Source organism: Microbacterium sp. K2 (assembly GCF_051365005.1).
GTDB lineage: Bacteria > Actinomycetota > Actinomycetes > Actinomycetales > Microbacteriaceae > Microbacterium > Microbacterium foliorum_B.
In genome coordinates, this window is record NZ_JBLWII010000001.1 from 738,235 (window position 1) to 760,016 (window position 21,782).

General features: G+C 67.2%; 26 protein-coding genes, 1 tRNA gene and 1 other RNA gene. 12 read left to right on the top strand and 16 right to left on the bottom strand.

What is annotated here, in order from left to right:
* Nucleotides 1–3 precede the first annotated feature (3 nt).
* From otsB to ACLKOY_RS03785, 3 genes are read right to left on the bottom strand one after another with little or no spacing between them, the layout of a single operon-like run.
* Nucleotides 4–801, bottom strand: coding sequence for a trehalose-phosphatase (gene otsB / locus ACLKOY_RS03775; RefSeq protein ID WP_436452486.1), 798 nt, complete (start codon nucleotides 799–801; stop codon nucleotides 4–6).
* Between the two features lie 45 nt (nucleotides 802–846).
* Nucleotides 847–2,256 (bottom strand): alpha,alpha-trehalose-phosphate synthase (UDP-forming), encoded by a 1,410-nt coding sequence (locus ACLKOY_RS03780; RefSeq protein ID WP_436452487.1) that lies wholly within the window; start codon nucleotides 2,254–2,256, stop codon nucleotides 847–849.
* 36 nt (nucleotides 2,257–2,292) lie between these two features.
* Nucleotides 2,293–3,558, bottom strand: coding sequence for an MFS transporter (locus ACLKOY_RS03785; protein WP_436452489.1), 1,266 nt, complete (start codon nucleotides 3,556–3,558; stop codon nucleotides 2,293–2,295).
* 233 nt (nucleotides 3,559–3,791) lie between these two features.
* Here ACLKOY_RS03785 and ACLKOY_RS03790 point away from each other — a divergent pair, with 233 nt between their 5' ends.
* Nucleotides 3,792–4,070, top strand: coding sequence for a hypothetical protein (locus ACLKOY_RS03790; RefSeq protein WP_140036887.1), 279 nt, complete (start codon nucleotides 3,792–3,794; stop codon nucleotides 4,068–4,070).
* A 4-nt stretch (nucleotides 4,071–4,074) separates the two neighbouring features.
* On the opposite strand, the gene ACLKOY_RS03795 is transcribed toward ACLKOY_RS03790, so the two are convergent.
* Genes ACLKOY_RS03795 through ACLKOY_RS03805 form a run of 3 tightly spaced genes read right to left on the bottom strand, consistent with a single transcriptional unit; the run spans nucleotide 4,075 to nucleotide 6,725 of the window.
* Complete coding sequence (locus tag ACLKOY_RS03795; RefSeq protein WP_436452492.1) at nucleotides 4,075–5,277, bottom strand: acetyl-CoA C-acetyltransferase; 1,203 nt, start codon at nucleotides 5,275–5,277, stop codon at nucleotides 4,075–4,077.
* Between the two features lie 25 nt (nucleotides 5,278–5,302).
* Nucleotides 5,303–5,950 carry a CoA transferase subunit B gene (locus ACLKOY_RS03800; RefSeq protein ID WP_436452494.1) on the bottom strand — a complete coding sequence of 216 codons (648 nt, stop codon included), beginning with the start codon at nucleotides 5,948–5,950 and terminating at the stop codon, nucleotides 5,303–5,305.
* A gap of 1 nt (nucleotide 5,951) precedes the next feature.
* Nucleotides 5,952–6,725, bottom strand: coding sequence for a CoA transferase subunit A (locus ACLKOY_RS03805; protein ID WP_436452496.1), 774 nt, complete (start codon nucleotides 6,723–6,725; stop codon nucleotides 5,952–5,954).
* 103 nt (nucleotides 6,726–6,828) lie between these two features.
* On the opposite strand from ACLKOY_RS03805, the gene ACLKOY_RS03810 reads away from it, so the two are divergent.
* Genes ACLKOY_RS03810 through ACLKOY_RS03825 form a run of 4 tightly spaced genes read left to right on the top strand, consistent with a single transcriptional unit; the run spans nucleotide 6,829 to nucleotide 9,823 of the window.
* Nucleotides 6,829–7,614, top strand: coding sequence for an IclR family transcriptional regulator (locus ACLKOY_RS03810; protein ID WP_436452498.1), 786 nt, complete (start codon nucleotides 6,829–6,831; stop codon nucleotides 7,612–7,614).
* A 40-nt stretch (nucleotides 7,615–7,654) separates the two neighbouring features.
* Nucleotides 7,655–8,092 carry a MarR family winged helix-turn-helix transcriptional regulator gene (locus ACLKOY_RS03815; RefSeq protein WP_436452500.1) on the top strand — a complete coding sequence of 146 codons (438 nt, stop codon included), beginning with the start codon at nucleotides 7,655–7,657 and terminating at the stop codon, nucleotides 8,090–8,092.
* Nucleotides 8,089–9,315, top strand: coding sequence for an MFS transporter (locus ACLKOY_RS03820; RefSeq protein WP_436452502.1), 1,227 nt, complete (start codon nucleotides 8,089–8,091; stop codon nucleotides 9,313–9,315). Before ACLKOY_RS03815 ends, ACLKOY_RS03820 begins: the two co-directional genes overlap by 4 nt.
* Before the next feature lie 34 nt (nucleotides 9,316–9,349).
* Nucleotides 9,350–9,823: a YbaK/EbsC family protein gene (locus tag ACLKOY_RS03825; RefSeq protein ID WP_436452504.1), complete on the top strand. Its 474-nt coding sequence runs from the start codon at nucleotides 9,350–9,352 to the stop codon at nucleotides 9,821–9,823.
* A 3-nt stretch (nucleotides 9,824–9,826) separates the two neighbouring features.
* On the opposite strand, the gene ACLKOY_RS03830 is transcribed toward ACLKOY_RS03825, so the two are convergent.
* Together ACLKOY_RS03830 and ACLKOY_RS03835 are read right to left on the bottom strand one after the other, a co-directional pair.
* Nucleotides 9,827–10,240 (bottom strand): protease inhibitor I42 family protein, encoded by a 414-nt coding sequence (locus tag ACLKOY_RS03830; RefSeq protein ID WP_363570784.1) that lies wholly within the window; start codon nucleotides 10,238–10,240, stop codon nucleotides 9,827–9,829.
* 106 nt (nucleotides 10,241–10,346) lie between these two features.
* A tRNA-Lys gene (locus tag ACLKOY_RS03835) sits at nucleotides 10,347–10,419 on the bottom strand.
* Between the two features lie 148 nt (nucleotides 10,420–10,567).
* Here ACLKOY_RS03835 and hisN point away from each other — a divergent pair.
* Complete coding sequence (hisN, locus tag ACLKOY_RS03840) at nucleotides 10,568–11,365, top strand: histidinol-phosphatase (protein WP_436452505.1); 798 nt, start codon at nucleotides 10,568–10,570, stop codon at nucleotides 11,363–11,365.
* 22 nt (nucleotides 11,366–11,387) lie between these two features.
* Nucleotides 11,388–11,951, top strand: coding sequence for a hypothetical protein (locus ACLKOY_RS03845; protein WP_436452506.1), 564 nt, complete (start codon nucleotides 11,388–11,390; stop codon nucleotides 11,949–11,951).
* A 30-nt stretch (nucleotides 11,952–11,981) separates the two neighbouring features.
* On the opposite strand, the gene ACLKOY_RS03850 is transcribed toward ACLKOY_RS03845, so the two are convergent.
* The gene (locus ACLKOY_RS03850) at nucleotides 11,982–12,296 is read right to left on the bottom strand and encodes a DUF7882 family protein (RefSeq protein ID WP_363570794.1); all 315 of its coding nucleotides are present in this window, start codon (nucleotides 12,294–12,296) and stop codon (nucleotides 11,982–11,984) included.
* An 88-nt stretch (nucleotides 12,297–12,384) separates the two neighbouring features.
* On the opposite strand from ACLKOY_RS03850, the gene ACLKOY_RS03855 reads away from it, so the two are divergent.
* The 3 genes from ACLKOY_RS03855 (at nucleotide 12,385) to ACLKOY_RS03865 (ending at nucleotide 14,711) form a co-directional block, all read left to right on the top strand.
* On the top strand, nucleotides 12,385–13,239 hold the full coding sequence (locus tag ACLKOY_RS03855) for a transposase (protein ID WP_436452507.1): 855 nt from the start codon (nucleotides 12,385–12,387) through the stop codon (nucleotides 13,237–13,239).
* A 125-nt stretch (nucleotides 13,240–13,364) separates the two neighbouring features.
* On the top strand, nucleotides 13,365–14,540 hold the full coding sequence (locus tag ACLKOY_RS03860; RefSeq protein WP_436452508.1) for a GmrSD restriction endonuclease domain-containing protein: 1,176 nt from the start codon (nucleotides 13,365–13,367) through the stop codon (nucleotides 14,538–14,540).
* Between the two features lie 30 nt (nucleotides 14,541–14,570).
* Nucleotides 14,571–14,711 (top strand): excalibur calcium-binding domain-containing protein, encoded by a 141-nt coding sequence (locus ACLKOY_RS03865; protein ID WP_436454088.1) that lies wholly within the window; start codon nucleotides 14,571–14,573, stop codon nucleotides 14,709–14,711.
* A gap of 96 nt (nucleotides 14,712–14,807) precedes the next feature.
* On the opposite strand, the gene ssrA is transcribed toward ACLKOY_RS03865, so the two are convergent.
* Nucleotides 14,808–15,177: a transfer-messenger RNA gene (gene ssrA / locus ACLKOY_RS03870) on the bottom strand.
* A gap of 142 nt (nucleotides 15,178–15,319) precedes the next feature.
* Between ssrA and ACLKOY_RS03875 the strand changes: the two genes are divergently transcribed.
* A complete protein-coding gene (locus ACLKOY_RS03875; protein ID WP_436452509.1) occupies nucleotides 15,320–15,988 on the top strand; it encodes an SIMPL domain-containing protein in 669 nt (222 codons plus the stop codon).
* A gap of 10 nt (nucleotides 15,989–15,998) precedes the next feature.
* Here ACLKOY_RS03875 and hflX read toward each other — a convergent pair whose 3' ends face one another.
* Nucleotides 15,999–17,510 carry a GTPase HflX gene (gene hflX, locus ACLKOY_RS03880; protein WP_436452510.1) on the bottom strand — a complete coding sequence of 504 codons (1,512 nt, stop codon included), beginning with the start codon at nucleotides 17,508–17,510 and terminating at the stop codon, nucleotides 15,999–16,001.
* Nucleotides 17,511–17,578: 68 nt separating this feature from the next.
* Here hflX and ACLKOY_RS03885 point away from each other — a divergent pair, with 68 nt between their 5' ends.
* Complete coding sequence (locus tag ACLKOY_RS03885; protein WP_140036872.1) at nucleotides 17,579–18,220, top strand: class I SAM-dependent methyltransferase; 642 nt, start codon at nucleotides 17,579–17,581, stop codon at nucleotides 18,218–18,220.
* 4 nt (nucleotides 18,221–18,224) lie between these two features.
* Here the strand turns inward: ACLKOY_RS03885 and ACLKOY_RS03890 are convergent, their stop codons facing one another.
* From ACLKOY_RS03890 to miaA, 5 genes are read right to left on the bottom strand one after another with little or no spacing between them, the layout of a single operon-like run.
* Nucleotides 18,225–18,893 carry an HAD family hydrolase gene (locus tag ACLKOY_RS03890; protein WP_436452511.1) on the bottom strand — a complete coding sequence of 223 codons (669 nt, stop codon included), beginning with the start codon at nucleotides 18,891–18,893 and terminating at the stop codon, nucleotides 18,225–18,227.
* A complete protein-coding gene (gene dapF / locus ACLKOY_RS03895) occupies nucleotides 18,893–19,765 on the bottom strand; it encodes a diaminopimelate epimerase (protein ID WP_436452512.1) in 873 nt (290 codons plus the stop codon). Before dapF ends, ACLKOY_RS03890 begins: the two co-directional genes overlap by 1 nt.
* Nucleotides 19,766–19,787: 22 nt before the next feature.
* A complete protein-coding gene (locus ACLKOY_RS03900) occupies nucleotides 19,788–20,264 on the bottom strand; it encodes a GNAT family acetyltransferase (RefSeq protein WP_436452513.1) in 477 nt (158 codons plus the stop codon).
* Nucleotides 20,257–20,784 carry a dihydrofolate reductase family protein gene (locus ACLKOY_RS03905; protein WP_436452514.1) on the bottom strand — a complete coding sequence of 176 codons (528 nt, stop codon included), beginning with the start codon at nucleotides 20,782–20,784 and terminating at the stop codon, nucleotides 20,257–20,259. Before ACLKOY_RS03905 ends, ACLKOY_RS03900 begins: the two co-directional genes overlap by 8 nt.
* A 58-nt stretch (nucleotides 20,785–20,842) precedes the next feature.
* Nucleotides 20,843–21,781 carry a tRNA (adenosine(37)-N6)-dimethylallyltransferase MiaA gene (gene miaA / locus ACLKOY_RS03910; protein ID WP_436452515.1) on the bottom strand — a complete coding sequence of 313 codons (939 nt, stop codon included), beginning with the start codon at nucleotides 21,779–21,781 and terminating at the stop codon, nucleotides 20,843–20,845.
* Nucleotide 21,782 lies beyond the last annotated feature (1 nt).

Sequence of the window (21,782 nt, forward strand, 5' to 3'; positions counted from 1 at the left end):
AGTCTATTCCCGCCGGGAGGTGCGCTCGTCCGCGAGCGCCTCCAGAAGCAGGGCGATCTCTTGTGGGTTCTCCACACGGAGCTCAGCGGCGCTCTCCCCCGGGCCCACGCGCACACCCAGATCATCGCCGGCGAGCACCCTCATCGCGTCCTCGTCCGTGACGTCGTCGCCGGCGAAGAGGATCGCGGTCGCACCGAAATGCTCGCGAAGGGCGGCCATCGCGGCGTCCTTCCCCTCGTTCCGGGACGAGAACTCCAGCACGCGATGGCCGGCGCGCCGCCGCCAGTGCGGGAATCGCTCGGCCGCCAGGGCCTCGATCTCGGAGAAGACCGCCTTCTCGACCTCGGGCGTGGCGGTGCGCGTGTGCACCCCCATGCCGAAGGTCTTCGGTTCGAGCTCGGCACCCTCGTAGCGATCGATGATCGGTCGCGCGGCCTCCCAGAGTTCCTCGCGGGAACCCTCGGCGGACTCGGCGCCGTCGGATGCGGCGTCGCCGACACCCGGGTACCAGTACTGGGCACCGTGCGAACCGGCCAGCGCGATCAGCGAATCGTCCGTGTGCTCGGTGATGACCCTCAGGTCGTGCATGCTGCGTCCCGAGACGTAGGCCACCACCGTGTCGGGGAGGTCTGCGAGCCGAGCGACCTGGGTCGCGACCTCGGGCAGCGCCCGGGCCGCCATCGGGTCGGGGACGAGCGGAGACGCCGTGCCGTCGAAGTCCAGTGCGACGACCAGCCTGGGCGTGGCGGCGATGGCGCTCAGCGCCGGGTCTGATTCTCCGGGTGTCCAGCTACGGGTCACAGGGTCTCCAATCGAGGCGGTGTCCTCCCAGTATGACCCGGCGGATCAGCGCCGACGGACGTCCGCGAGCGCACGGAGGAACGACGACGACCAGGCGTTCACGTCGTTCTCGAGCACGCGGCGCCGCAGCGACCGCATCCGCTTGCCCTGCTCGGCCGGCGTCATTGCGACCGCCGTCATGATCGCGTCCTTCAGCCCGGCGATGTCGTGCGGGTTGACCCGCACCGCCTGTCGCAACTCATCGGCGGCGCCCGTGAACTCGCTCAGCACGAGCACGCCGCGGTTGTCGGCTCGAGTCGCCACGTACTCCTTCGCCACGAGGTTCATGCCGTCGCGCAGGGCCGTCACGAGCATGACGTCGGCGGCGAGGTACAGCGCGACCATCTCTTCTCGCGGGTACCCCTGGTGCAGATACCGGATCGCCGTGTGGCCCATGGTGTCGTGATCGCCGTTGATGCGCCCGACGGCGAGCTCGATCTCGTCTCGCAGGTGCACGTAGGCATCGACGCGCTCGCGACTCGGGCTCGCGACCTGCACGAACGTGACGTCGTCGACGCTCAGCCGACCGTCTTCGAGGAGCTCGCCGTACGCCTTGATGCGGTGGCGGATGCCCTTCGTGTAGTCGAGCCGGTCGACGCCGAGCAGGATCTTCTTCGGGTTGCCGAGGCTCTCCCTGATCTCGGCGGCACGCGCCCGCACCTCGGGGCGCGCCGCGAGCTCGAGATACGGAGCCGTGTCGATCGAGATCGGGAACGCCCGGGCGACCGCAGTGCGGGTGCTTGCGTTGTCGGTCGGGATCGCCACTGCCGACCCCTTGACCTCGTAGCGCAGGCGACGGCGGACCGCGGTCAGGAAGTACGTGGCGTCCTGCGCACGCTGGAATCCGATGACATCGGCGCCGAGGAGCCCCTTGAGCACCTGATCCCGCCAGGGCAGCTGGGCGTAGAGGCCGTGCGCCGGGAACGGGATGTGGTGGAAATAGCCGATCGTGACGTCTGGTCTCAGCTCGCGGATCATCTGCGGCACCAACTGCAGCTGATAGTCGTGCACCCAGACCGTGCCGTCGGGGGCGACGACGTCGGCAGCGGCCTCTGCGAACCGGCGGTTGACCTTGACGTATGCCTCCCACCACTCACGGTGGTACTGCGGCGGCGCGATGACGTCGTGGTACAGCGGCCAGATCGTGTCGTTGGCGAAGCCCTCGTAGTAGTCGGCGACCTCTTCGGCACTGAGCGGCACGGGGATCAGGTCGATGCCGTTGATCTCGAATCGGTCCAGCTCGAGATCGGGCTGTCCCGGCCATCCGACCCAGGCCCCGCGAGCGCTGCGCATCATCGGCTCGAGAGCTGCGACCAGACCGCCGGGAGACGTCCGCCATTCCTCGTCTCCGTCAGGACCCACGACCCGGTCGACGGGAAGTCGGTTGGCGACGACGACGAAATCTGCGACTGACATGGGTGAGTGCTCCTGACGATGCAGTGGGGGTGTTCCTCAGGCTACGCGAGGTCGAGCGACGCTCAGCCTCCAGTTGACAAGCCCTGCAGTGAACGCTATCGCCGCGGCGATGATCGGCAGGACGAGGGCGCTGCCCGTTCCCACGTTCTCGGCGAGCTCTCCTGCCACCGCCGCGCCGAGGGACTGACCGACGACGATCCCCGAACCGAGCATCGTCATCACCGTGGCCGAGCGTCCGAGCGGGCTGCGCGCGGCACCGAAGCTGTACTGGGTCACCAGCGTGGGTCCGATTCCGATGCCCATGATGGCCAGCGCGACCATCATCATCGCGGGCGAGTCGACGAGGAGCAGCAGCAGGCTGCCTCCGAGCAGGATGCCGGAGAACAACAGCCAACGCGCGCGCAGCGAGAACCGCACCGGAAGCCAGGCGACGCCGAGGGCGAGGATCGCCGAACCGACGCCCATGACGCCGTAGAGGAGTCCGGCCTGCTCGGGGGCGCCTCGATCGGCCATGAAGGAGGTGAGCGCTGTGAGCATCGTGCCGAAGAACATCCCCACTCCGAGGATGCCGACGACGACGATCAGCAGACGCGGGCTGAAGAGCTCCGACACCGCCGACGGGGCTCTTCCGTCTTCATCTCGGTGCACGGACACGACGCGCGCGCTCGGATGCAGGGCGAATGCGCCGACGAACACGACTGTGAGCACAGCCGCGCCGATCAGCGGGGCCCAGGGTGCGATGACCGACGCGAGGATGCCGACGATGAAGGGTCCGAACACGAACACGGTCTCATCGGCAGCGGACTCATACGCCATGGTGCCCGAGACGGTGCGCGTGCGGAGTGCCTCCGGCATCCGGTCCGCGATCATCGTGACGAGCCTGGAGCGAGACATGGGGGCGACCTGCGGCGCCGTCGCGCCGATGCCGAAGGCGGCGATCAGCACGAGGGCATCGGCTCCACCCGCGTAGACGACGACGGTGAAGAGCACCAGCATCGCCCCGTTGGCGACCGCCAGGATCAGCAGCACCACGCGCTGGCCGAAGCGGTCTGCGGCGGCGCCCAGCAGAGGCCCGAAGCACGCCGTGCCCAGGCCGACCGCTGCGGAGGTGAGTCCGCCGAGCGAGAGCGAGCCGCGCGCCGACACGACGACGGTCAGGACTCCGACGACCATCATCGCGAACGGCAGTCGGGCGATGAACGCGATGATGAAGTACGGCATGCCCGCGATGCGGAGCAGGCCCGGCGAGTCGGGCGTCGACGTCGGGGCGTGGTGCTGAGGGGTTGGCGTTGCGTGTGTCATGGGCTCTCGCGCGTCCGCAGACGCGGGGTCGGGTGCCGCCGCTGTCCGCCGGAAAGCCGGCGGCCGGTAGATACACGGATTGCGGCCGCGGGCGAGCCGCGACTCGCCCAGTGTACCGCGCCCGTCAGAACGGCGTCTGAATGCCGGGCGCTCGTCACACCTTCCCGTGACAGAATCCGCACCCGATTGTCAAGGCAGAGCGCCGCGCGGCTGTCGGAAGGTAGCGTGAGGGCATGAACTACCTCTCGGGAACCGGACTCCTTGGCGCGATCATGACGGGAACCACCCTGCTCCGCGGCTCCCGCGACACGCGGCTCACGTGGCGATCCGCGCTCGCATGGGTGAGCTGGGGCATCAGCCTGGCCCTCGCGATCGGCGCGGTGATCGACACTCGGCGCGCGAAGCAGGGACGCCCCGTCTCGCCGGATTCGCCCGTCTACGCGAAGCAGCAGCGGGAACACGAGAAGGAAGCCAAGAAGGAGTCGAAGGGCATCAAGCCCCTCAAGCGCTGACTTCTCAGCGTGTGAGGATCAACGCCTCACCCTGACCGCCGCCGCCGCACAGCCCGACGGCAGCGGTACCCGAACCGCGGCGCGAGAGCTCGTGGGCGACGTGCACGACGAGCCGTGTGCCGGATGCTCCGATCGGATGGCCGATCGCGATGCCACCGCCGTGGATGTTGACGATGTCGCTGTTGAGACCGAGTTCGACCTGCGATCGAGCGACCACGGCCCCGAACGCCTCGTTGATCTCGACGAGGTCGAGATCCGCCGGAGCGATCCCCTGCTTCTGACAGGCCTGCTCGATGGCGCGGGCCGGCTGGGCCTGCAGGGAGTTGTCCGGGCCGGCTGTCTGGCCACTTGCTCCGATCGTGACGAGCACCGGCCATCCCCTGGCCTCCGCTATGCCACGGGTGGTCACGATCACCGCTGAAGCCCCGTCGGAGATCTGAGACGAGTTGCCCGCCGTGATCGAGCCGCCTTCCGCGAACGCCGCCCGAAGGCCCGCGAGCGATTCGACGGTGGTGTCAGGTCTGATTCCCTCGTCCGCGGTGACGAGCACCGGCTCCCCCCGCCGCTGCGGAACCGCCACCGGCACGATCTCGTCATCGAACACGGCGGCCGTCTGAGCCGCCGAGGCGCGCTGGTGCGACAGGGCTGCCACCTGGTCCTGCGCTTCCCTGGTCAGTTCGTAGCGGGCATTGTGCCGCTCTGTCGACGCACCCATGCTCTCTCTGTCGTAGGCGTCCGTGAGACCGTCGTACGCCATATGGTCGAGCACCTCGACGCTGCCGTACGTCCATCCGTCACGTGAACCCATGAGCAGGTGCGGTGCCCTGGTCATGGATTCCATCCCGGCTGCGACGACGACCTCCGCGTCCCCGGTCCGGATCATCCGAGACGCGTCGATGATCGCGGTGAGACCCGACAGGCAGACCTTGTTCACGGAGTGGGCGGGAACGTCCCAGCCGATGCCCGCGCCGATCGCCGCCTGTCGAGCGGCGTTCTGGCCGGACCCGGCCGCCAGGACCTGGCCGACGATCACGGCATCCACCTCAGACGGATCGACGGATCCCTGTTCGAGCGCGCCCTTGATCGCGAACGCACCGAGCTGCGGAGCGGTGAAGCTCGCCAGCTGGCCCTTGAGTCGTCCCTGCGGGGTGCGCGCGGCGGCGACGATAACGACATCCTGGTCGTTCTGGTGGTCCTGGGCGATCATCTCAGCCCCTCCGTTCTCTGGTTCATCAGTCGAGCAGCTGTGCCGAAACGGTGAGCGGCGGTTCGGTCGACGCCTCGACCTGTTCCACAGTGACGCCCGGTGCGAGCTCGACGAGGACGAGGCCATCGGGTGTGACGTCGATGACGGCCAGATCGGTGATGACCCTGTCGACCACGCCGCGCCCGGTGAGGGGAAGCGAGCAGTCGTTCACGATCTTCGCCGATCCGTCTTTCGCGACGTGCTCCATCAGGACGATGACACGCGCGGCACCGTGCACGAGATCCATCGCCCCGCCGGGGCCCTTCACCATCTTTCCGGGGATCATCCAGTTCGCGAGGTCTCCGGTCGCGGACACCTGCATGGCGCCGAGGATCGCGGCGTCGATCTTTCCGCCCCGGATCATGCCGAAACTCGTCGCCGAGTCGAAGTACGCAGCACCGGCGAGAACCGTGACCGTCTCCTTGCCCGCGTTGATCAGATCGGGGTCGACCGCGTCCTCGTGCGGATACGGCCCGACCCCCAGGATGCCGTTCTCGGACTGCAGCACGACGGTGACGTCGTCCGGCACGTGGTTCGGCACGAGCGTCGGCAGCCCGATTCCGAGATTGACGTAAGACCCGTCCCGCAGCTCTGCGGCGGCGCGTGCTGCCATCTCATCGCGTGTCAGCGCCATGTCAGATTCCTTCCGCGGAGACGGTGCGGCGCTCGATGCGCTTCGGGATCTCGGTGCCGACCTCGATGACGCGGTGCACGAAGACACCCGGCAGATGGACGCGGTCCGGGTCGAGTTCGCCCGGTTCGACGAGCTGTTCGACCTGCGCGATGCACACCCGTCCGGCCATCGCCGCGAGCGGATTGAAGTTGCGTGCAGCCTTGTTGAAGATCAAGTTCCCGTGCCTGTCCCCCGCCAGCGCGTGCACCAGGGCGAAGTCGGTGGTGATCGCCTCCTCGAGCACATATTCGCGTGGCCCTGCCGACGTCTCGAATGTGCGCACGTCCTTGGGGTCGGAACCCACCGCGACGCTGCCATCGGGGTTGTAGCGCCGCGGAAGTCCGCCCTCCGCGACCTGCGTGCCGACACCCGTCTGCGTGAAGAACGCCGCGATACCCGACCCTCCCGCACGGAGCTTCTCGGCCAGCGTTCCCTGCGGCGTCAGCTCGAGTTCGAGCTCGCCCGAGAGGAACTGCCGCTCGAACTCCTTGTTCTCGCCGACGTACGAGGAGGTCATCTTGCGGATGCGTCTGGCAGCGAGCAGGATGCCGAGCCCCCAGTCGTCGACTCCGCAGTTGTTGCTCACGATGCTGAGTCCGGCCGTGCCCTGCGCGAGCAGCGCCTCGATCAGCGCGATCGGGTTGCCGGACAGTCCGAAGCCTCCGACGGCGAGGGAAGCACCGTCTGGGATGTCTGCAACTGCCTCCGCGGGATTCGCCCACTGCTTGTCGATCACGCATGCTCCTTCGAATGACGTACCTGTTCAGCATCCGCTCATGCCGCCTCGGAAGGAAGGCGGCTCTTGCGATGTGGACGCAACAAGGCCTAGCGTCCACATTATGGAATCCACCGCTGTCGTTCCGGGAGCGCAGGCTATCGCCCGCGCCGCGAAGCTGCTCCGATTGGTCACCTCCAGCGGGCAGGACGGCGCGTCACTGCAGGATCTCGCACGCTCCGCGGAACTCTCTCGTTCCACCGCTCACCGACTCCTGTCCGCGCTGCGTGCGGAAGGGCTGGTCGACCGAGACGAGTCCAGTGCTCGCTGGATGCCGGGACCGGAGCTCTTCCTCATGGGATCGGTCGCCGCCGCTCGTTATGACGTGACCGCCCTCGCGCGGGACATCGTGCGTTCGCTGGCGGTCAAGACGGAGGAGAGCGCCTTCCTCTCCGTACGCAGGGCCGACGAGACGGTGTGCCTGCTCCGCGAGGAAGGGTCGTTCCCGATCCGGTCGTTCGTGCTGAGCGAGGGCGTCCGGTTCCCGCTCGGCGTGGCAAGCGCCGGCCTCGCCATCCTTGCATTCCTGCCTGACCACGATGTGGACGCGTACCTCGAACGGCATCCCGACCTGGAGACCGCGTGGGGTCGATCGCACGGCGCCCGCCCCTTGCGGACACGCCTCGCGGAGACCAAGGAGCGGGGCTACGCGGTGAACCCGGGGCTCATCGTCGAGGGCAGCTGGGGGCTCGGCGCAGCGGTCTTCGACCGGTCCGGACGGCCGGAGTGGGCGCTGAGCCTGACGGGCGTCGGGTTCCGCTTCGGACCCGATCGGATCGGTGACCTCGGCAGGACGCTCCTCGCCCATGCGCACCAGCTGTCTGCGCGGATCGCCGGCGCACGGCGCTGACTCGACGTCATTACATACCATCTGGTATATACTTGCTGGCATGAATCGTCAGGATGTCATTCCCTCACTCGTGCTCTCGGGGTACGCGCTCGGCCGCATCGCCGCGCAGGATGCCGGCAACGACGCACCTGCCGCACAGTGGCGAGTGCTGAGCCTGCTCGAGCAAGCCGGGCCGAAGAGGGTCGGAGAGCTCGCGTCCGCGGCGCGCACGACCCAACCCGGGATGACGCGGCTGATCGGGAATCTCGAGCGCGAAGGACTCATGCTCCGCTCCCCCGATGCCGAGGACTCCCGCGCGATCGCCGTCGCCATCACAGAGGCAGGCTCACGTGCACTGCAGGCGTGGCGAGAAGAGTTCCGCGACACTCTCGCACCGCGCTTCGCCGACCTCGATGCCGACGAGTGGGACATCCTGACGCGCGCCGCGGAGATCCTCGCAGCGCACACCATCACCGACTCGACAGGAGCTACAGCGTGAACACCCCCGCCACCTCAGTGTGGAAGCAACCGGCCCAGGTCTGGGCCGTCGCCTTCGCCTGCGTCGTCGCCTTCATGGGCATCGGACTGGTCGATCCGATCCTCCCTGCGATCGCCGATTCGCTCCAGGCGAGCCCGTTCCAGACCGAACTGCTGTTCACGAGCTACCTCGCCGTCACCGGACTGGCCATGCTCGTCACCAGTTGGATCTCGAGCCGCATCGGCGCGAAGAAGACACTGCTGATCGGGCTGGCACTCATCGTGGTGTTCGCCCTCTTCTGCGCTCTCAGCGGCAGCGTCGACGCGGTCATCGGCTTCCGCGCAGGGTGGGGTCTCGGCAACGCCCTGTTCATCTCCACCGCGTTGGCGACCATCGTCGGGTCCGCCGCCGGGGGCAGTTCGGCGGCCATCATCCTGTATGAGGCGGCTCTCGGTCTCGGCATCGCGATCGGCCCGCTTCTGGGCGGCCTCCTCGGCGAGCAGAGCTGGCGCGCACCGTTCTTCGGCGTCGTGGTGCTGATGGCGATCGCGTTCCTCGCGGTCCTCGTGCTGCTGCGCGGCCCTGGCGAGAAGCGCACCCCTGTGCCGTTCTCCGCACCTTTCAAGGCGCTCGGCAACCCCGCCCTCGCGGTGCTCGCCACAGCGGCGTTCTTCTACAACATCGGGTTCTTCATCCTGCTCGCCTTCTCGCCGTTCCCTCTGGGCTTCGGAGCGATGGGGATCGGCTTCACGTTCTTCGGCTGGGGCATCGCGCTCGCGGTCACGAGCGTGTGGGTCGCGCCGCTGCTCATGCGCCGGATGTCACGCACCCGTGTGATTCTGGCGGTTCTCCCGCTCCTCGCGGTCGATCTGATCGTCGCCGGGCTCCTGGTCGAGTCGGCCACCGCACTCGTGGTCTGCATCGTCATCGGTGGACTGCTGCTCGGCGTGATAAACACCGTGCTCACGGAGGCCGTCATGGAGGCGACAGATCTCCCCCGCTCCGTGGCGTCGTCGGCGTACTCCTCGGTGCGATTCCTCGGTGGGGCCATCGCCCCGCCCCTGGCGGCAGCCCTGTGGCACGCGTTCGATGCGACGGTCCCCTACCTCGTCGCAGCCGCGGCAGTGCTGGTCGCCGCCCTGACGATCTTCCTCGGGCGGAAGATCCTCGCGCACATCGACGACGAGCCTGACGACGCCGCCGTCGAAGACGCCGAGGCGATCCTGCTGGGCGACGCCGCGTGAGACTCGAGCCTGCCGCGTTCGCTACCGTGGGGTCATGAACGATCTCCCCGAGCGCAGCAGGCTCGTGCAGCAGCACCTCATCGAGGCCGGCGTCACAACAGAGATCCGCATGTTGCCCGATTCGGCGCGAACCGCCCCCGAAGCAGCCGCCGCGATCGGCTGCGATGTCTCCGCGATCGCGAACAGTCTCGTGTTCGTCGCCGACGGGGCTCCGGTTCTCGTGATGACGAGCGGTGGACACCGGGTCGATCTCGACGTCCTGGCACGCAGCACCGGCGCAGCCGCGATCGCGATGGCACCGGCGTCCGTCGTTCGTGATGCCACGGGTCAGGCGATCGGCGGAGTCGCCCCGATCGGGCATCCGACGCGGCTGCGCACCTACATCGACGAGGATCTTCGCGAGCACGGTGAGATCTGGGCCGCAGCCGGGCACCCGCACACGGTGATGCCACTGACCTTCGAGACCCTTCAGCACCTCACCGACGGAGAGGTCATCGCGGTTGACTGACCGCTATTTCACCGTCACCGTGATCTCGGCCGTCTGCTGATCGTCTGCGTCTTCGGGCACCGCCCCGCGGAACTGGTACTCGAACTGGATCACGGTGGTCCCGTCGCCGACAGGCGCGAAACGATAGGAGACCTCGCTCGGAGCGCCGGTCTCACCGTCCTGGCCGAGGTAGCGCGATCGCTCATCGCCGGGACCGAGCACGGCCGGGTCGGGCTCTCGTGTGATCACCCACGCGTCGCCGACCGTCGGATTGATCTCACCGAAATCGACCACGAGGGCTTCTCCGGGCGCGAGGGTGACGGACGAGGTCGAGTAGTCGATCGTCTTCTCTGCGGCAGAACAGCCCGTCAGTCCCAGACCGAGAGATGCCGCGACAGTCACGACCGCGCAGACCTTCACCAGTCTCCACATGGCCATCCCCCTAGCGTTTGCATCACGCTAGCGCACCGCGAGCCTGATCCTCGGCATCTCCGTGCGTGCAGAAAAGCCCCGATGACTGGCGAGAGTCATCAGGGCTGATCCGTGCACCCCCTCGGACTTGAACCGAGAACCCACTGATTAAGAGTCAGTTGCTCTGCCGATTGAGCTAGAGGTGCGTGGCCCGGGGAAACCCCCGGCCGAGGAATTACATTACCAGCGGATCGCCGCCGGGCGAAATCGAGCCGGGTCCTCCGCGTTCGCCGCGCGTGTCGCCCCAAGTCAACCCCTCTCAGACTCCCGTGTCCGGGCGGTTATCCTGGAGTCGTGACCGCCTCCCCCCGCGTCGACGACTTCTCTCGCGACCTCGCACTCGCTCTACGACTCGCCGATGCCGCCGACGCGCAGTCTCTCCCCCGATTCGACAGCCCCGACCTCGAGGTATCGACCAAGGCCGACAACTCGCACGTCACGGACGCCGACCTCGCGACCGAGCGGGCGATCCGCTCGCTTCTGGAGATCGAGCGGCCCGATGACGGCATCTTCGGCGAGGAGTTCGGCGCTGAGGGCAGCACCCACCGGCAGTGGATCATCGACCCTATCGACGGCACCGCCAACTTCCTCCGCGGGGTGCCGCTCTGGGGCACCATGATCGCACTCGCGGTCGACGGAGTCCCGCAGGTCGGTGTCGTCAGCATGCCCGCCCTCGGACGCCGCTGGTGGGCCGCTGCCGGCTCGGGAGCCTGGACCGCGACGGATGCCGAGCCGCGCCGCATCCGGGCGTCCTCCGTGTCGTCTCTAGAAGACGCCAGCGTCAGCTTCCAGAGCATCAGCCAGTGGGCCGAGTCCGGGCACACCGACCAGCTGCTGAAGCTCACCGACCGCGTGTGGCGCGATCGTGCATACGGCGACATCTACGCCTACATGCTCCTCGCCGAGGGGCGCATCGACATGGTCGCAGAATTCGGAGTCAAGGAGTACGACGTCGCCGCCGCTGTGCCGATCGTTCGCGAGGCAGGCGGCCGCATGACCGGATTCGACGGTGCCGAGACGATCTCGGATCTGTCGACACTCGCCACCAACGGCGTCCTCCACGAGGCCTTCCTCGATCTCCTGCATGACTGACCCACTGATGAAGGCTCGCGCGATGAACCGCTTCACCTCCGCCGCACTGGGCGCTCTGCTGCTCGCTGTCGCGCTCACCTCCTGCGCAGGGACGCCGGAGGGATCCGCCTCGCCCACTCCGGACGCGCCGAAACCCTCCCCCGCAGCCACTGCCGAGCCCGCGACCACTCCGACCCCCACACCCGCAACAGAGCCCGCCTGCGACACGATCGTCTCGGCCGGCACGGTGAAGGTGCTCACCGATCAGGGGTGGTCGTTCGAGGAGAAGGAGTTCGTGGTGGGCGGCGTGACGTTGACCGACGGGCTTCTCTGCTTCTGGGCCGACTACAGCATCGCCTCCGACCACGGCCAGCTCTACGGATGGTCGACGATCAGCGCGGAGGATGCCACGGCGGCGCAGTCCTCGCTGCTGGGAGAGGGCTGGACCCGAGAAGACGGCCCGGACGGGATCTACATCACCGAGAACCCGCAGTTCGCCATGGGCACCGACGAAGACGGATACGGCATGACCTATCTGTTCGGCGACGGATGGGTGAAGTTCGCCGACACGCGCCAGGGTCTGATCCTGATCGAATGGGCCGGGTGACGGCGGTTCATCCGCCTGCGTCCGTGGTGCTCACTGCACCGGCGCGTCGATCACCTCGTCCACCAGGAGAATGCCGCCGGTGGAGTTCACCGACTGCATGAGATCTTCTATCCAGCGCGTGTTCAGCTGAGGCTGTTCCGGTTCGTCGAAGGTGAAGCGCAGCGGGATCGACGGGTGGATCCAGATGGTGGACCGCCCTCCGGGCTCTCCCTCGGGGTGACGCCACGACAGGGTGAAGCTCTCCTGTCGGCGGAGCTTGGTCGCGATGACGATCTTCAGATGCGCGAGTGCTCGATCCTCGATGTGGATCGGAACGTCGGACGCGCCATAGAACAGCGTTGCCATGCCAACCAGAATACTGATCAGGGGCGGCGATCGATGCTCACGCGTCGCGGCCCGGGGAGCAGAGCTTGCGCGGTGTATCGTCACTCGCATGGACTCCGAGCTCGCTGACATCGCAGTGCAGCTCTACACCGGGTCACCGACGGATTTCGTGACCGCACGAAACTCCTGCGCAGCCGACACCGACGACCCGGCTCTCGCCGCTCGGATCCGCGGCCTGAAGAAGCCATCGGTCGCCGCCTGGGTGGTGAACGTCTTCGCGCACGAGCGCGCCTCCCGACTCGCAGAGGCACTGGAGCTCGCCGAAGAGCTGCGCGAAGCACAGGCCGATCTGGATGCTCGGGCTCTCGCACAGCTCGGGCGCGACCGGCGCGCGCTCACCGACAGACTCGCCGCGGACGCCGTCGAACTCGCCGAAGCACGAGGACAGCGCATCACGGCGTCGACGAGAGAGGCGGTTCAACAGACCATCAGCGCCGCCTTCTTCGATCCGACTGCTGCCGCCGCCGTCGCCTCCGCGCGGCTGGTGCGGGAACTGGAACCCGCCGGCACGTTCGCAGACATCGCCGACAGCATCGTCGGCGGGGGCACACCTGACACCCCCAAGGTCGCCGCCAAGCCTCTCGACGAGGTCACAGCGCGCAGAGAGCGGAGGGATGCGGAACGGGCTGTCAGAGAAGCGGAGAAGGCGCACGACCGAGTGGCGCGAGAAGCGGCCACAGCGGATCGGACGCTGCGCGATGCTGTTGTGAAGATCGAGGATCTCGCCGACCGCGAGCGCGAGCTCGAGGCGGATCTGGAGACGGTGCGAAGAGAAGCGAAGCGTGCACGAGAAGACGCCGAGAAGGCGGAGACCGAGCAACAAACGCTCGCGCAGCGCGTGCAAGAGTCGGAAGACGATCTCCGCGCCGCGCAGGATGCCCTCGACCGGCTCTCCGGGCACTGACGACCGGTTCTGATCGCGGGTCAGCAGCAGCACGCACTGCCGAACGAGCGCGCAAGCGTATCGGTATTCTGTGTGTATCCTGAGCGCGGGACTCCACCGCCGGAGCCGATTTCATAGGGAGTGGCATGCGCAATCGACTTCCGGGGGCCGCTCTGGTCACGGCCGCCATCGTCGCAGTATCGCTGACTCCTTCGGCGGCCGTGGCAGCGCCTCCGACGGCGGCGGAATGGATATCCGTGGCCACGCTCCTGGATCAGTTGCGTGTCGAGGCTCCTTCCACGGTCAAGTACGACCGAGACCAGTTCTTCGAAGGCGCAGATCTCGACGGGGACGGCTGCCGCACCCGTCAGGAGGTGCTCCTCGAGGAGACGGACATCCCCGCGACCGTCACCGGCGTGTGCACCATCACTGCGGGTCAGTGGTTGTCCTACTACGACAACGTCATACATCTCGACCCCGCCGCAGTGGAGATGGATCACCTCGTCGCCCTCAAAGAGGCATGGGTGTCCGGAGCGTGGGCATGGACAGACGCACAGCGACAGGGATACTCCAACGACGTCGATGACGACCGCACACTGACCATGGTCACCGCGGCCGTCAACACGGCGAAGGCCGATAAGGATCCTGCGTCCTGGTTGCCCTCCTACCGTTCCATTCGGTGCACCTACGTCTCCGAATGGGTCGCGGTGAAATGGCGCTGGAACCTGTCGGTCGACCCCGCCGAGAAGAGCGCTCTTCAGACTCTGCTCACAGACTGCGGCCCTCACCGGGACACCTGGCTCCCCGCGGCTCCGACTGTGGGGCGGCCCTCCGCACCGCCGCTGCCAGAACCCGTCGCCGTGCACCGGTTCTGGAGCCCCGTCTACCAGGGACACTTCTTCACCACTGATCTGGCGGAGCGCGATCAGATCATCGCCCGCTGGCCCGGCGTGTGGACCTATGAGGGGCAGCGGTACACCGCGTTCAAGACCCAGGTCGCAGGCACCATCCCGCTCTACAGATTCTGGAGCAATCAGTATTCGGGGCACTTCTACACTGCAGACCCGGCCGAGCGTGCCGCAGTGATCGCCAGGTGGCCCAACATCTGGAAGGAAGAGGGGGTCGCCTACTACGTGTACCCGGCGAACTCCCCGCAGCCCGGCACAGTTACTGTGGCGCGATTCTGGTCGCTCTCCGCGGCTCATCACTTCTACACCGCCGACGCGGCCGAACGGGATGCGGTCATCGCCAGGTGGTCGAGGGTGTGGGCGCACGAAGGCGACAGCTTCCGCGTGCCGGCCGCGGGCATCCCAGCCCCCTAACCGCCCCAGCAGCCCGGGAACCCCGGCGACATCAGGAACTGCACCGATTTCCCGAACTACGCTGCTGCGAAGGAATGGTTCGACCTCTACTACCCGCACTACGGGGACGTCGCGAAGCTCGACCTCGACCATGATGGGGTCCCCTGCGAGGGCCTGCCGGGAGCGCCGTGATCAGCGGCACGAGCGGCCGCACTCACCGACACACAAGAAGGCCCGCCTCCCCAGTGTTCACCAGGGAGGCGGGCCTTCTTGCTTGTGACAGCGACGTGGTGGAGCTGGGGGGAATCGAACCCCCGTCCAACGCTGAGTCTCCACGCCTTCTCCGGGCGCAGTCTGTGAAGACGTTCTGCTCGGCTCCGACCTTTGTCACAGACACCTAAGTCGACGAGCCCAGCCTGGGAAGAGTCCCACGTGACGTCCAGACGCCATCACGCAGCAAGATTCCTAGATGACGCCAGGATCCGTATCGGAATCACATACGGCCTGACGGACTATCGGGCTCGCTTATGCAGCGAGGGCGAAGTCGTTGCGCTTGGTTTCGGCAACTATTTTTTTGCAGAGAGCGTTTACGAGATAACTCTGCATCCTCGGCCCGCTTCTCGTGGATTCACAGGCGCTGTCGAAACCGATCAGCCCCGTGGTCCTTCTCTCGAAGGAGCCGCTGTCACACTGTTGATTTTTCAGTTCAGGAACCGGAGTCCCCGAGCCTCTTAGACTACAACGTTCGCAGCGGCTACGCCATTCCTCGCCTCGTCAGCGCGCTGGCGTAGAGTCACGACATGAGCGAAGTCACCGTCACCGTCCGGGGCGAGCACGAGGCGCGGATCGCGCCCGAACGAGCCACCATCCGTGTCAGCGTCCGCGCGGAAGGCGCCGACCGCGCATCGGTGGTCGACCGCGTCATGCATCTCACCGAGCCGGTGCGCGAGAGCATCACCGCAAGGCACGACACGGGCATCGTCGTCGACTGGTCGAGCAAGCGCCTCTCCGTACGCGCCGAACGTCCGTGGAGCTCCGAGGGAAAACGGCTCGCGCCCGTCTTCTACGCCAGTATCGACCTCACTGCGACCTTCGCCGAGGCGTCGGAGCTCTCGCTCTGGGTGACTGACGTCTCGCCATGGGACGGAGTCGAGGTCGGGTGGGTCAACTGGCATCTCACGACCGAGACGCGCTCGCGGATCGAACGCGAGGTCGCTGCGGAGGCGGTCGGAGTCGCCGTCACGCGCGCGCAGGCGTACGCGACGGCTCTCGGACTCGGCACCGTCGTGCCTGTGGAGATCGCCGATGTCGGGCTGATCGCGCCCACACCCGTCCAGCCGTTTGCCGGCATGGCCAAGATGCGCGGGGCCATGATTCAGGAGTCCGATGCAGGCGGCGCTTCGATGGAATACGAGCCCGACGAGATCGTCATTTCGGCAACGGTCGAGGCGCGATTCCTCGCTCGCTGATCCCGCCCCGTCAGTCGCTCACGGCGAACGGGGCGAGATCGGCAGCGAGCCGCTCCGACACACGCGCGTGCACGAGGGTGCCCTGCTCGCTGTGATCCACCGACAGCAGCATCCCCGTCTCGTGGATCGCCGCGACCAGATCGCCGCGATCGTACGGAACCACCGCGTGAACCTCGACAGCGGGCTTCGGAAGCGCCTCTTCGATGGCCGCCCGAAGCTCCTCGATGCCCTCACCCGAACGCGACGAGACGAAATGCGCTCGGGGCTCGAGGCCCTGCAGCACGAGACGCTCATCGTCGGCGATGAGATCCGCCTTGTTGAAGACGACGATCTCCGGCATGTCACGGACTCCGACGTCGCCCATCACATCGCGCACGGTCTGCAGCTGACCGGCGGGATCGGGGTGCGATCCGTCGACCACGTGCAGCACGACGTCTGCCTCACCGACCTCTTCGAGCGTCGAACGGAACGCCTCCACGAGCTGGTGCGGAAGATTGCGAACGAAACCGACGGTGTCTGTCAGCGTGTAGACGCGGCCGTCTGACGTCTCCGACCGGCGCACCGTCGCATCCAGCGTCGCGAACAGAGCGTTCTCCACCAGCACCCCGGCACTCGTCAGAGCGTTGAGGAGGCTGGACTTGCCGGCGTTGGTGTAGCCGGCGATCGCGACGGACGGGATCGTGTTGCGCTTGCGCTCGGCCCGCTTCGCCTCTCGCGCAGGTCCGAAATCGCGGATCTGCCGCCGCAGAAGCGCCATCTTGGTGCGGATGCGGCGACGGTCCAGCTCGATCTTCGTCTCACCGGGTCCGCGCGAGCCCATACCGGCGCCGCCGGCACCGACCTGTCCACCCGCCTGGCGGCTCATCGAGTCACCCCAGCCGCGCAGACGCGGCAGCAGGTACTCGAGCTGCGCCAGTTCGACCTGGGCCTTGCCCTCGCGGCTCTTGGCGTGCTGACTGAAGATGTCGAGGATCACGGTGGTGCGATCGATGACCTTGACCTTGACGACGTCCTCGAGGGCACGTCGCTGGCTGGGCGCGAGTTCGGTGTCGGCGATCACGGTGTCGGCACCGGTCGCTGCGACGATGCCCTTCAACTCCTGAGCCTTGCCTCGGCCGATGTAGGTCGCGGCATCCGGATGCGGCCGTCGCTGCAGAACGCCGTCGAGCACGACCGCGCCTGCGGTCTCCGCAAGGGCCGCCAGCTCTCGGAGAGAATTCTCCGCATCGTCCTGGGCACCCTGCGGGTACACGCCCACCAGCACCACGTTCTCGAGGCGAAGCTGGCGGTACTCGACCTCTGTGACGTCTTCGAGCTCGGTGGAGAGACCGCCGACGCGCCGCAGCGCATGACGATCCTCGAGGTCCCACTGGTCGCCGTCCGAAGAGCCGTGCAGGGCCGTGGAGTGGTCCTGCAGGGCCTTCGCGGCGCCGAAGACACGTGCCTCCGTCCGCTTCTCCGCATTCGCGAGTACGCGATCGACTGCTTCGTCACCTGTGGAGTGTGTGGTGGTCTCCGTCATCCGTCCCTAATCTCTGGGTTTTGTTGCGAGCCTTAACCTTAGCCCGCACTGTCCGCTACGCTCACGGTATGGGGTCCGACCATTACTTCACCGCGGCCCCGGCAAGCCCCGAGAACCTGCGATCGATCCGTGTGACGCTCGCAGGCCGAGAGCTGGACGTCACTACTGCTGGCGGCGTCTTCAGCCCGGATCGGCTGGATGCCGGTACAGCCGTCCTTCTCGCAAACATGCCTCCGGTTCCGCCGGGAGGCCATCTTCTCGACCTCGGAAGCGGGTGGGGACCCATCACGCTGTCGATGGCGATGGCCGCACCTCATGCGACCGTGTGGGCGGTCGACGTGAATGAACGATCCCTCGACCTCGTGCGGCGAAACGCTGCGGCTCATGGTCTGAAGAATGTCAACGCATCCCTGCCCGAGGATGTTCCCGCCGATGTCACATTCCGCTCGATCCGTTCGAATCCACCGATCAGAGTCGGCAAGAACGAACTTCACGGACTGCTCGAGAAGTGGATCCCCCGGCTCGACGAGCGCAGCGACGCTTGGCTCGTCGTGCAGCGCAACCTCGGTGCGGATTCGCTGCAGCGGTGGATCGCCGCGACGTTCCACCCGGGTTTCAGCGTCCATCGGACCGCGACGTCGAAGGGCTACCGCGTCCTGAAGGTGCGCAAGCACGGCACCCCGCCCACCGAGCCGATCACGCTCGTCTGAGCCGTCACACCGGCATCCGTCGCTGACCCACCAACTCGGGGAGTTCACGCATGTCAGTGAACACGATGGCGCCTTCGCGTTCCAGCCAGTCGGCTGGTGTGAGTCCGCCGGCGTAGCCGAGAACCCGCATGCCCGCGGCGCGGGCGGCCTGGACTCCGAATCGACTGTCCTCGACCACCACGCAGCGGTCGGGGCTGACGCCGAGCCGCTGACCTGCGCGCAGGAAGAGATCAGGAGCAGGCTTGCCGTTCGCGACGTCGTCGGCGCTGAAGATCCGTCCTTCGAATCGCGGAAGGAGTCCGGTCTGCCCGAGCGTCCTCCGGATCTTCTCATGAGAGCCGCTCGAGGCGACGCACGTCATTGTCGAGATCTCGTCCAACGCGGTCTCGATCCCGGCCACCGCCGTCAGCTCAGCCGCGAATGCGTCGAGGTACCACGGCTGATACGGCGCCTCCCAGTCGTCGGCAAGCAGCCGTCCGAGATGAGCTTCGATCTCGGCGCTGAAATGGGCGGAAGAGCGTCCGACGAATCTGTGCAGAATCTCGTCGTGGGAGAGAGACCACCCGAGATTCGCGAGAACCCTGCGGTCCACCTCGATCGACAGTTTCTCGCTGTCGACGAGGACCCCGTCGCAGTCGAAGACGACCAGGTCGATCGGGTCGCTCGCGCGCATCAGATCAGGTCGACCTCGCCGCTGAAGACGAGCTGGGCGGGCCCGGAGAGGGCGACGTGCTCGCCGTCCTCCGCGGGGAACATGCGCACGCCGAGCGTGCCTCCCGGCACCTCCACGCGCCAGTTGTGGGGTGCCTTGTCGCCGGCCCAGTAGCGCACAGCCAGAGCCGTTGCCGCCACGCCCGTGCCGCAGCTGAGGGTCTCCCCCACGCCGCGCTCTGAGACGCGCATAGAGACGTGTCCGATTCCGTCTCTCACGAGCGGCTCCCCCGGGACGACGAACTCGATGTTCGCACCCGCGGGCGGCGCGGGGTCGAGTACCGGCGCGCGGTGCAGCTCGAGAGACGACAACTCCGCCTCGGATGCGAGAGCGACCACGACATGCGGATTTCCGACGTCGATGCCCAGGCCGGGTCTCGTGACGGGAAGCCCGTCTGCGGCGACGAGCGGGTCCTCGCCGGAGAGCTTCCACAGACCGAGGTCCACTTGGTAACCCGTCTCGCTGCGTGTCACATCGCGCACGCCCGCACGCGTCCCGATCGGGAGCGTGGAACCGGGCTCGATCGTGGCGAGACCGGAGCGCACGAGGTAATGCGCGAAGACACGGATGCCGTTGCCGCACATCTCGGCGATGGAGCCATCCGCATTGCGATAGTCCATGAACCATTCGGCGGCCGGTTCCTCCGCGAGTGCCGCCTGCCCGTCTGCGATCGCCGCAGAGCGAACGACGCGAAGGATGCCGTCGGCACCGATGCCTCGGTGCCGATCGCAGAGGACGGCGACCTGCTCAGCGCTCAGTTCGAGAGCGCCGTCGGGGTCGGCGATGATGACGAAGTCGTTGCCGGTGCCGTGTCCTTTGGTGAATGCGACCATCCACCCAGTGTAGAGATCGCGGCTATGCGTCGACGATCAGACGCCTGCCCGTGTTCGACACGGAGAATCGCTCGTACCCGAGGTCGTCGTAGAAGCCCAATGCCCCCTCATTGCCCTCTCTGACCATGAGCTGCACCTTCGGGCAGCCCATGTCGACAAGAAGTCGTTCGGCCTCACGAACGAGAGATCGCGCGATCCCCTGATGACGGTGCGACCGTGCGGTCGCCAGGTAGTAGAGCCAGCCCCGGTGTCCGTCGTAACCGGCCATCACCGTGCCGATGATCCGCGCCGAGGCCGACCGCGCCTGATGCTCCTCGACGACCAGGAACAACTCGGGCTGCACCGTGAGCTTGCGCTGGATGTCGAGCCGGGGGTCGTTCCACGGCCGTGTGAGACCCGCCTCGGTCCAGAGAGCGACCACAGAGTCAGTGTCTGACGGATCGAAGGCCCGGACCGCCCAGTTCTCCCCCGAGCGCACGGGAGCCGACGACTCAGCCACGCTGCACGCTGTAGCGGCCGCACATGAAGTTGCGGTTGCGAGCGACCTCGAGAAGCTCGAGATCCAGCGCCCTCGGCAGCAGCGGTGCCCCGGAGCCGAGTGTCACCGGCGCATACTGCACCCACACCTCGTCGAGGAGACCGGCATCGGCGAACTGCCCGGCCAGGTCGCCACCGCCGACGACCCAGAGATCCTTGCCGCCGGCTGCGGCGACCATCTCGGAGTGCACGGCGGTCACATCGCCCTCGGCAGTGCGAATGTCAGCGCCGGCCGGAAGCTCGAGCGATCGGTGGGAGAAGACCCAGGTGGGCTGTTCGTAGCCCCAGCGCCCTTCTTCGTGGCGCATGACCCATTCGTAGGTCGATGACCCCATCGCCAGCGCGCCGATCGTCTTCTCGAACGACGCGTAGGACATGGGGCCGTCTTCGTCGATGTCCTGCTTGAGGAGCCAGTCGAGCGAGTGCTGGTCAGTCGCGATGAAGCCGTCGATGCTGCTCGCGGTGTAGAAGTGGGTGGCCATGGAACAACCATCTCATCAGGCTCAGACATCAGCCACCGCGGTCGGCGGGCGACTGGCCTCACGGGTCGACGAGCGAAGCGGCGTCCACCGGCGATTCGTGCCACGTGAGGCCGGGATACCGTTTGAACCACGACACCTGACGGCGGGCGTATCGCCGAGTGAGCGCCTGCGTCTCGGCGATGGCCTCGGCCTGAGTGAGGCGGCCATCGATCTGCGCGAGAGCCTGGGTGTAGCCGATGGCGCGCTGCGCCGTCACACCATCTTCGAGTCCCTGTCGTCGGAGCTCCCGCACCTCATCGACCAGGCCCGCTTCCCACATGCGTTCGACGCGGGCGTCCAGCCGCTCGACCAGCGCTCCGCGTTCGACATGCAGACCGAACAGACGAGTGTCGGCCTGCCAGAGCGCGGGCTGTTCAGGCAGCGCAGCGCCGTGCGTGGCGCTGCCCTGTTCGAGCACTTCGAGAGCGCGGATCACACGCCTGTCGTTCTTGGGATCGACACGCGACGCCGTGGCGGGGTCGAGTGCACGCAGCCGGTCGAGCAGCCCCGCGATGCCCTCGCTTTCGAGCTCGCGTTCGAGCCGCTCGCGGATCACCGGGTCGCGGGGCGGGAACGCGAAATCGAACACCACGCTGGAGACGTACAGACCCGACCCGCCCACGAGGATGGCGTCGGCCCCGCGCCGCTGGATGTCGGCGATCACAGAGCGCGCCAGCGGCTGGTACCAGGCGACAGCGGCCTCCTCCTGCACCTCCCGCACGTCGAACAGGTGGTGCGGAATCCCTCGACGGTCGGCCGGGGGGAGTTTCGCCGTGCCGATGTCCATTCCGCGGTAGAGCTGCATGGCATCGGCGTTCACGATCTCGGCGGCGTTGCCGCGGCTCTGCAACGCGTCAGCGAGATCGAGGGCGAGATCGCTCTTTCCCGTGCCTGTCGCGCCCACGATCGCCCAGAGCCGCGGAATCCTGTCTGCGCCGCTCGACGCCGGATCGGTCATG

Bases quoted from the DNA above. Each gene is read 5' to 3' on its own strand.
- ACLKOY_RS03780 (WP_436452487.1), bottom strand. From the start codon at position 2,256: ATGTCAGTCGCAGATTTCGTCGTCGTCGCCAACCGACTTCCCGTCGAC.
- ACLKOY_RS03785 (WP_436452489.1), bottom strand. From the start codon at position 3,558: ATGACACACGCAACGCCAACCCCTCAGCACCACGCCCCGACGTCGACG.
- ACLKOY_RS03790 (WP_140036887.1), top strand. From the start codon at position 3,792: ATGAACTACCTCTCGGGAACCGGACTCCTTGGCGCGATCATGACGGGA.
- ACLKOY_RS03795 (WP_436452492.1), bottom strand. From the start codon at position 5,277: ATGATCGCCCAGGACCACCAGAACGACCAGGATGTCGTTATCGTCGCC.
- ACLKOY_RS03800 (WP_436452494.1), bottom strand. From the start codon at position 5,950: ATGGCGCTGACACGCGATGAGATGGCAGCACGCGCCGCCGCAGAGCTG.
- ACLKOY_RS03810 (WP_436452498.1), top strand. From the start codon at position 6,829: ATGGAATCCACCGCTGTCGTTCCGGGAGCGCAGGCTATCGCCCGCGCC.
- ACLKOY_RS03815 (WP_436452500.1), top strand. From the start codon at position 7,655: ATGAATCGTCAGGATGTCATTCCCTCACTCGTGCTCTCGGGGTACGCG.
- ACLKOY_RS03825 (WP_436452504.1), top strand. From the start codon at position 9,350: ATGAACGATCTCCCCGAGCGCAGCAGGCTCGTGCAGCAGCACCTCATC.
- ACLKOY_RS03830 (WP_363570784.1), bottom strand. From the start codon at position 10,240: ATGGCCATGTGGAGACTGGTGAAGGTCTGCGCGGTCGTGACTGTCGCG.
- ACLKOY_RS03845 (WP_436452506.1), top strand. From the start codon at position 11,388: ATGAACCGCTTCACCTCCGCCGCACTGGGCGCTCTGCTGCTCGCTGTC.
- ACLKOY_RS03850 (WP_363570794.1), bottom strand. From the start codon at position 12,296: ATGGCAACGCTGTTCTATGGCGCGTCCGACGTTCCGATCCACATCGAG.
- ACLKOY_RS03855 (WP_436452507.1), top strand. From the start codon at position 12,385: ATGGACTCCGAGCTCGCTGACATCGCAGTGCAGCTCTACACCGGGTCA.
- ACLKOY_RS03860 (WP_436452508.1), top strand. From the start codon at position 13,365: ATGCGCAATCGACTTCCGGGGGCCGCTCTGGTCACGGCCGCCATCGTC.
- ACLKOY_RS03875 (WP_436452509.1), top strand. From the start codon at position 15,320: ATGAGCGAAGTCACCGTCACCGTCCGGGGCGAGCACGAGGCGCGGATC.
- hflX (WP_436452510.1), bottom strand. From the start codon at position 17,510: ATGACGGAGACCACCACACACTCCACAGGTGACGAAGCAGTCGATCGC.
- ACLKOY_RS03885 (WP_140036872.1), top strand. From the start codon at position 17,579: ATGGGGTCCGACCATTACTTCACCGCGGCCCCGGCAAGCCCCGAGAAC.
- ACLKOY_RS03890 (WP_436452511.1), bottom strand. From the start codon at position 18,893: ATGCGCGCGAGCGACCCGATCGACCTGGTCGTCTTCGACTGCGACGGG.
- dapF (WP_436452512.1), bottom strand. From the start codon at position 19,765: ATGGTCGCATTCACCAAAGGACACGGCACCGGCAACGACTTCGTCATC.
- ACLKOY_RS03905 (WP_436452514.1), bottom strand. From the start codon at position 20,784: ATGGCCACCCACTTCTACACCGCGAGCAGCATCGACGGCTTCATCGCG.
- miaA (WP_436452515.1), bottom strand. From the start codon at position 21,781: ATGACCGATCCGGCGTCGAGCGGCGCAGACAGGATTCCGCGGCTCTGG.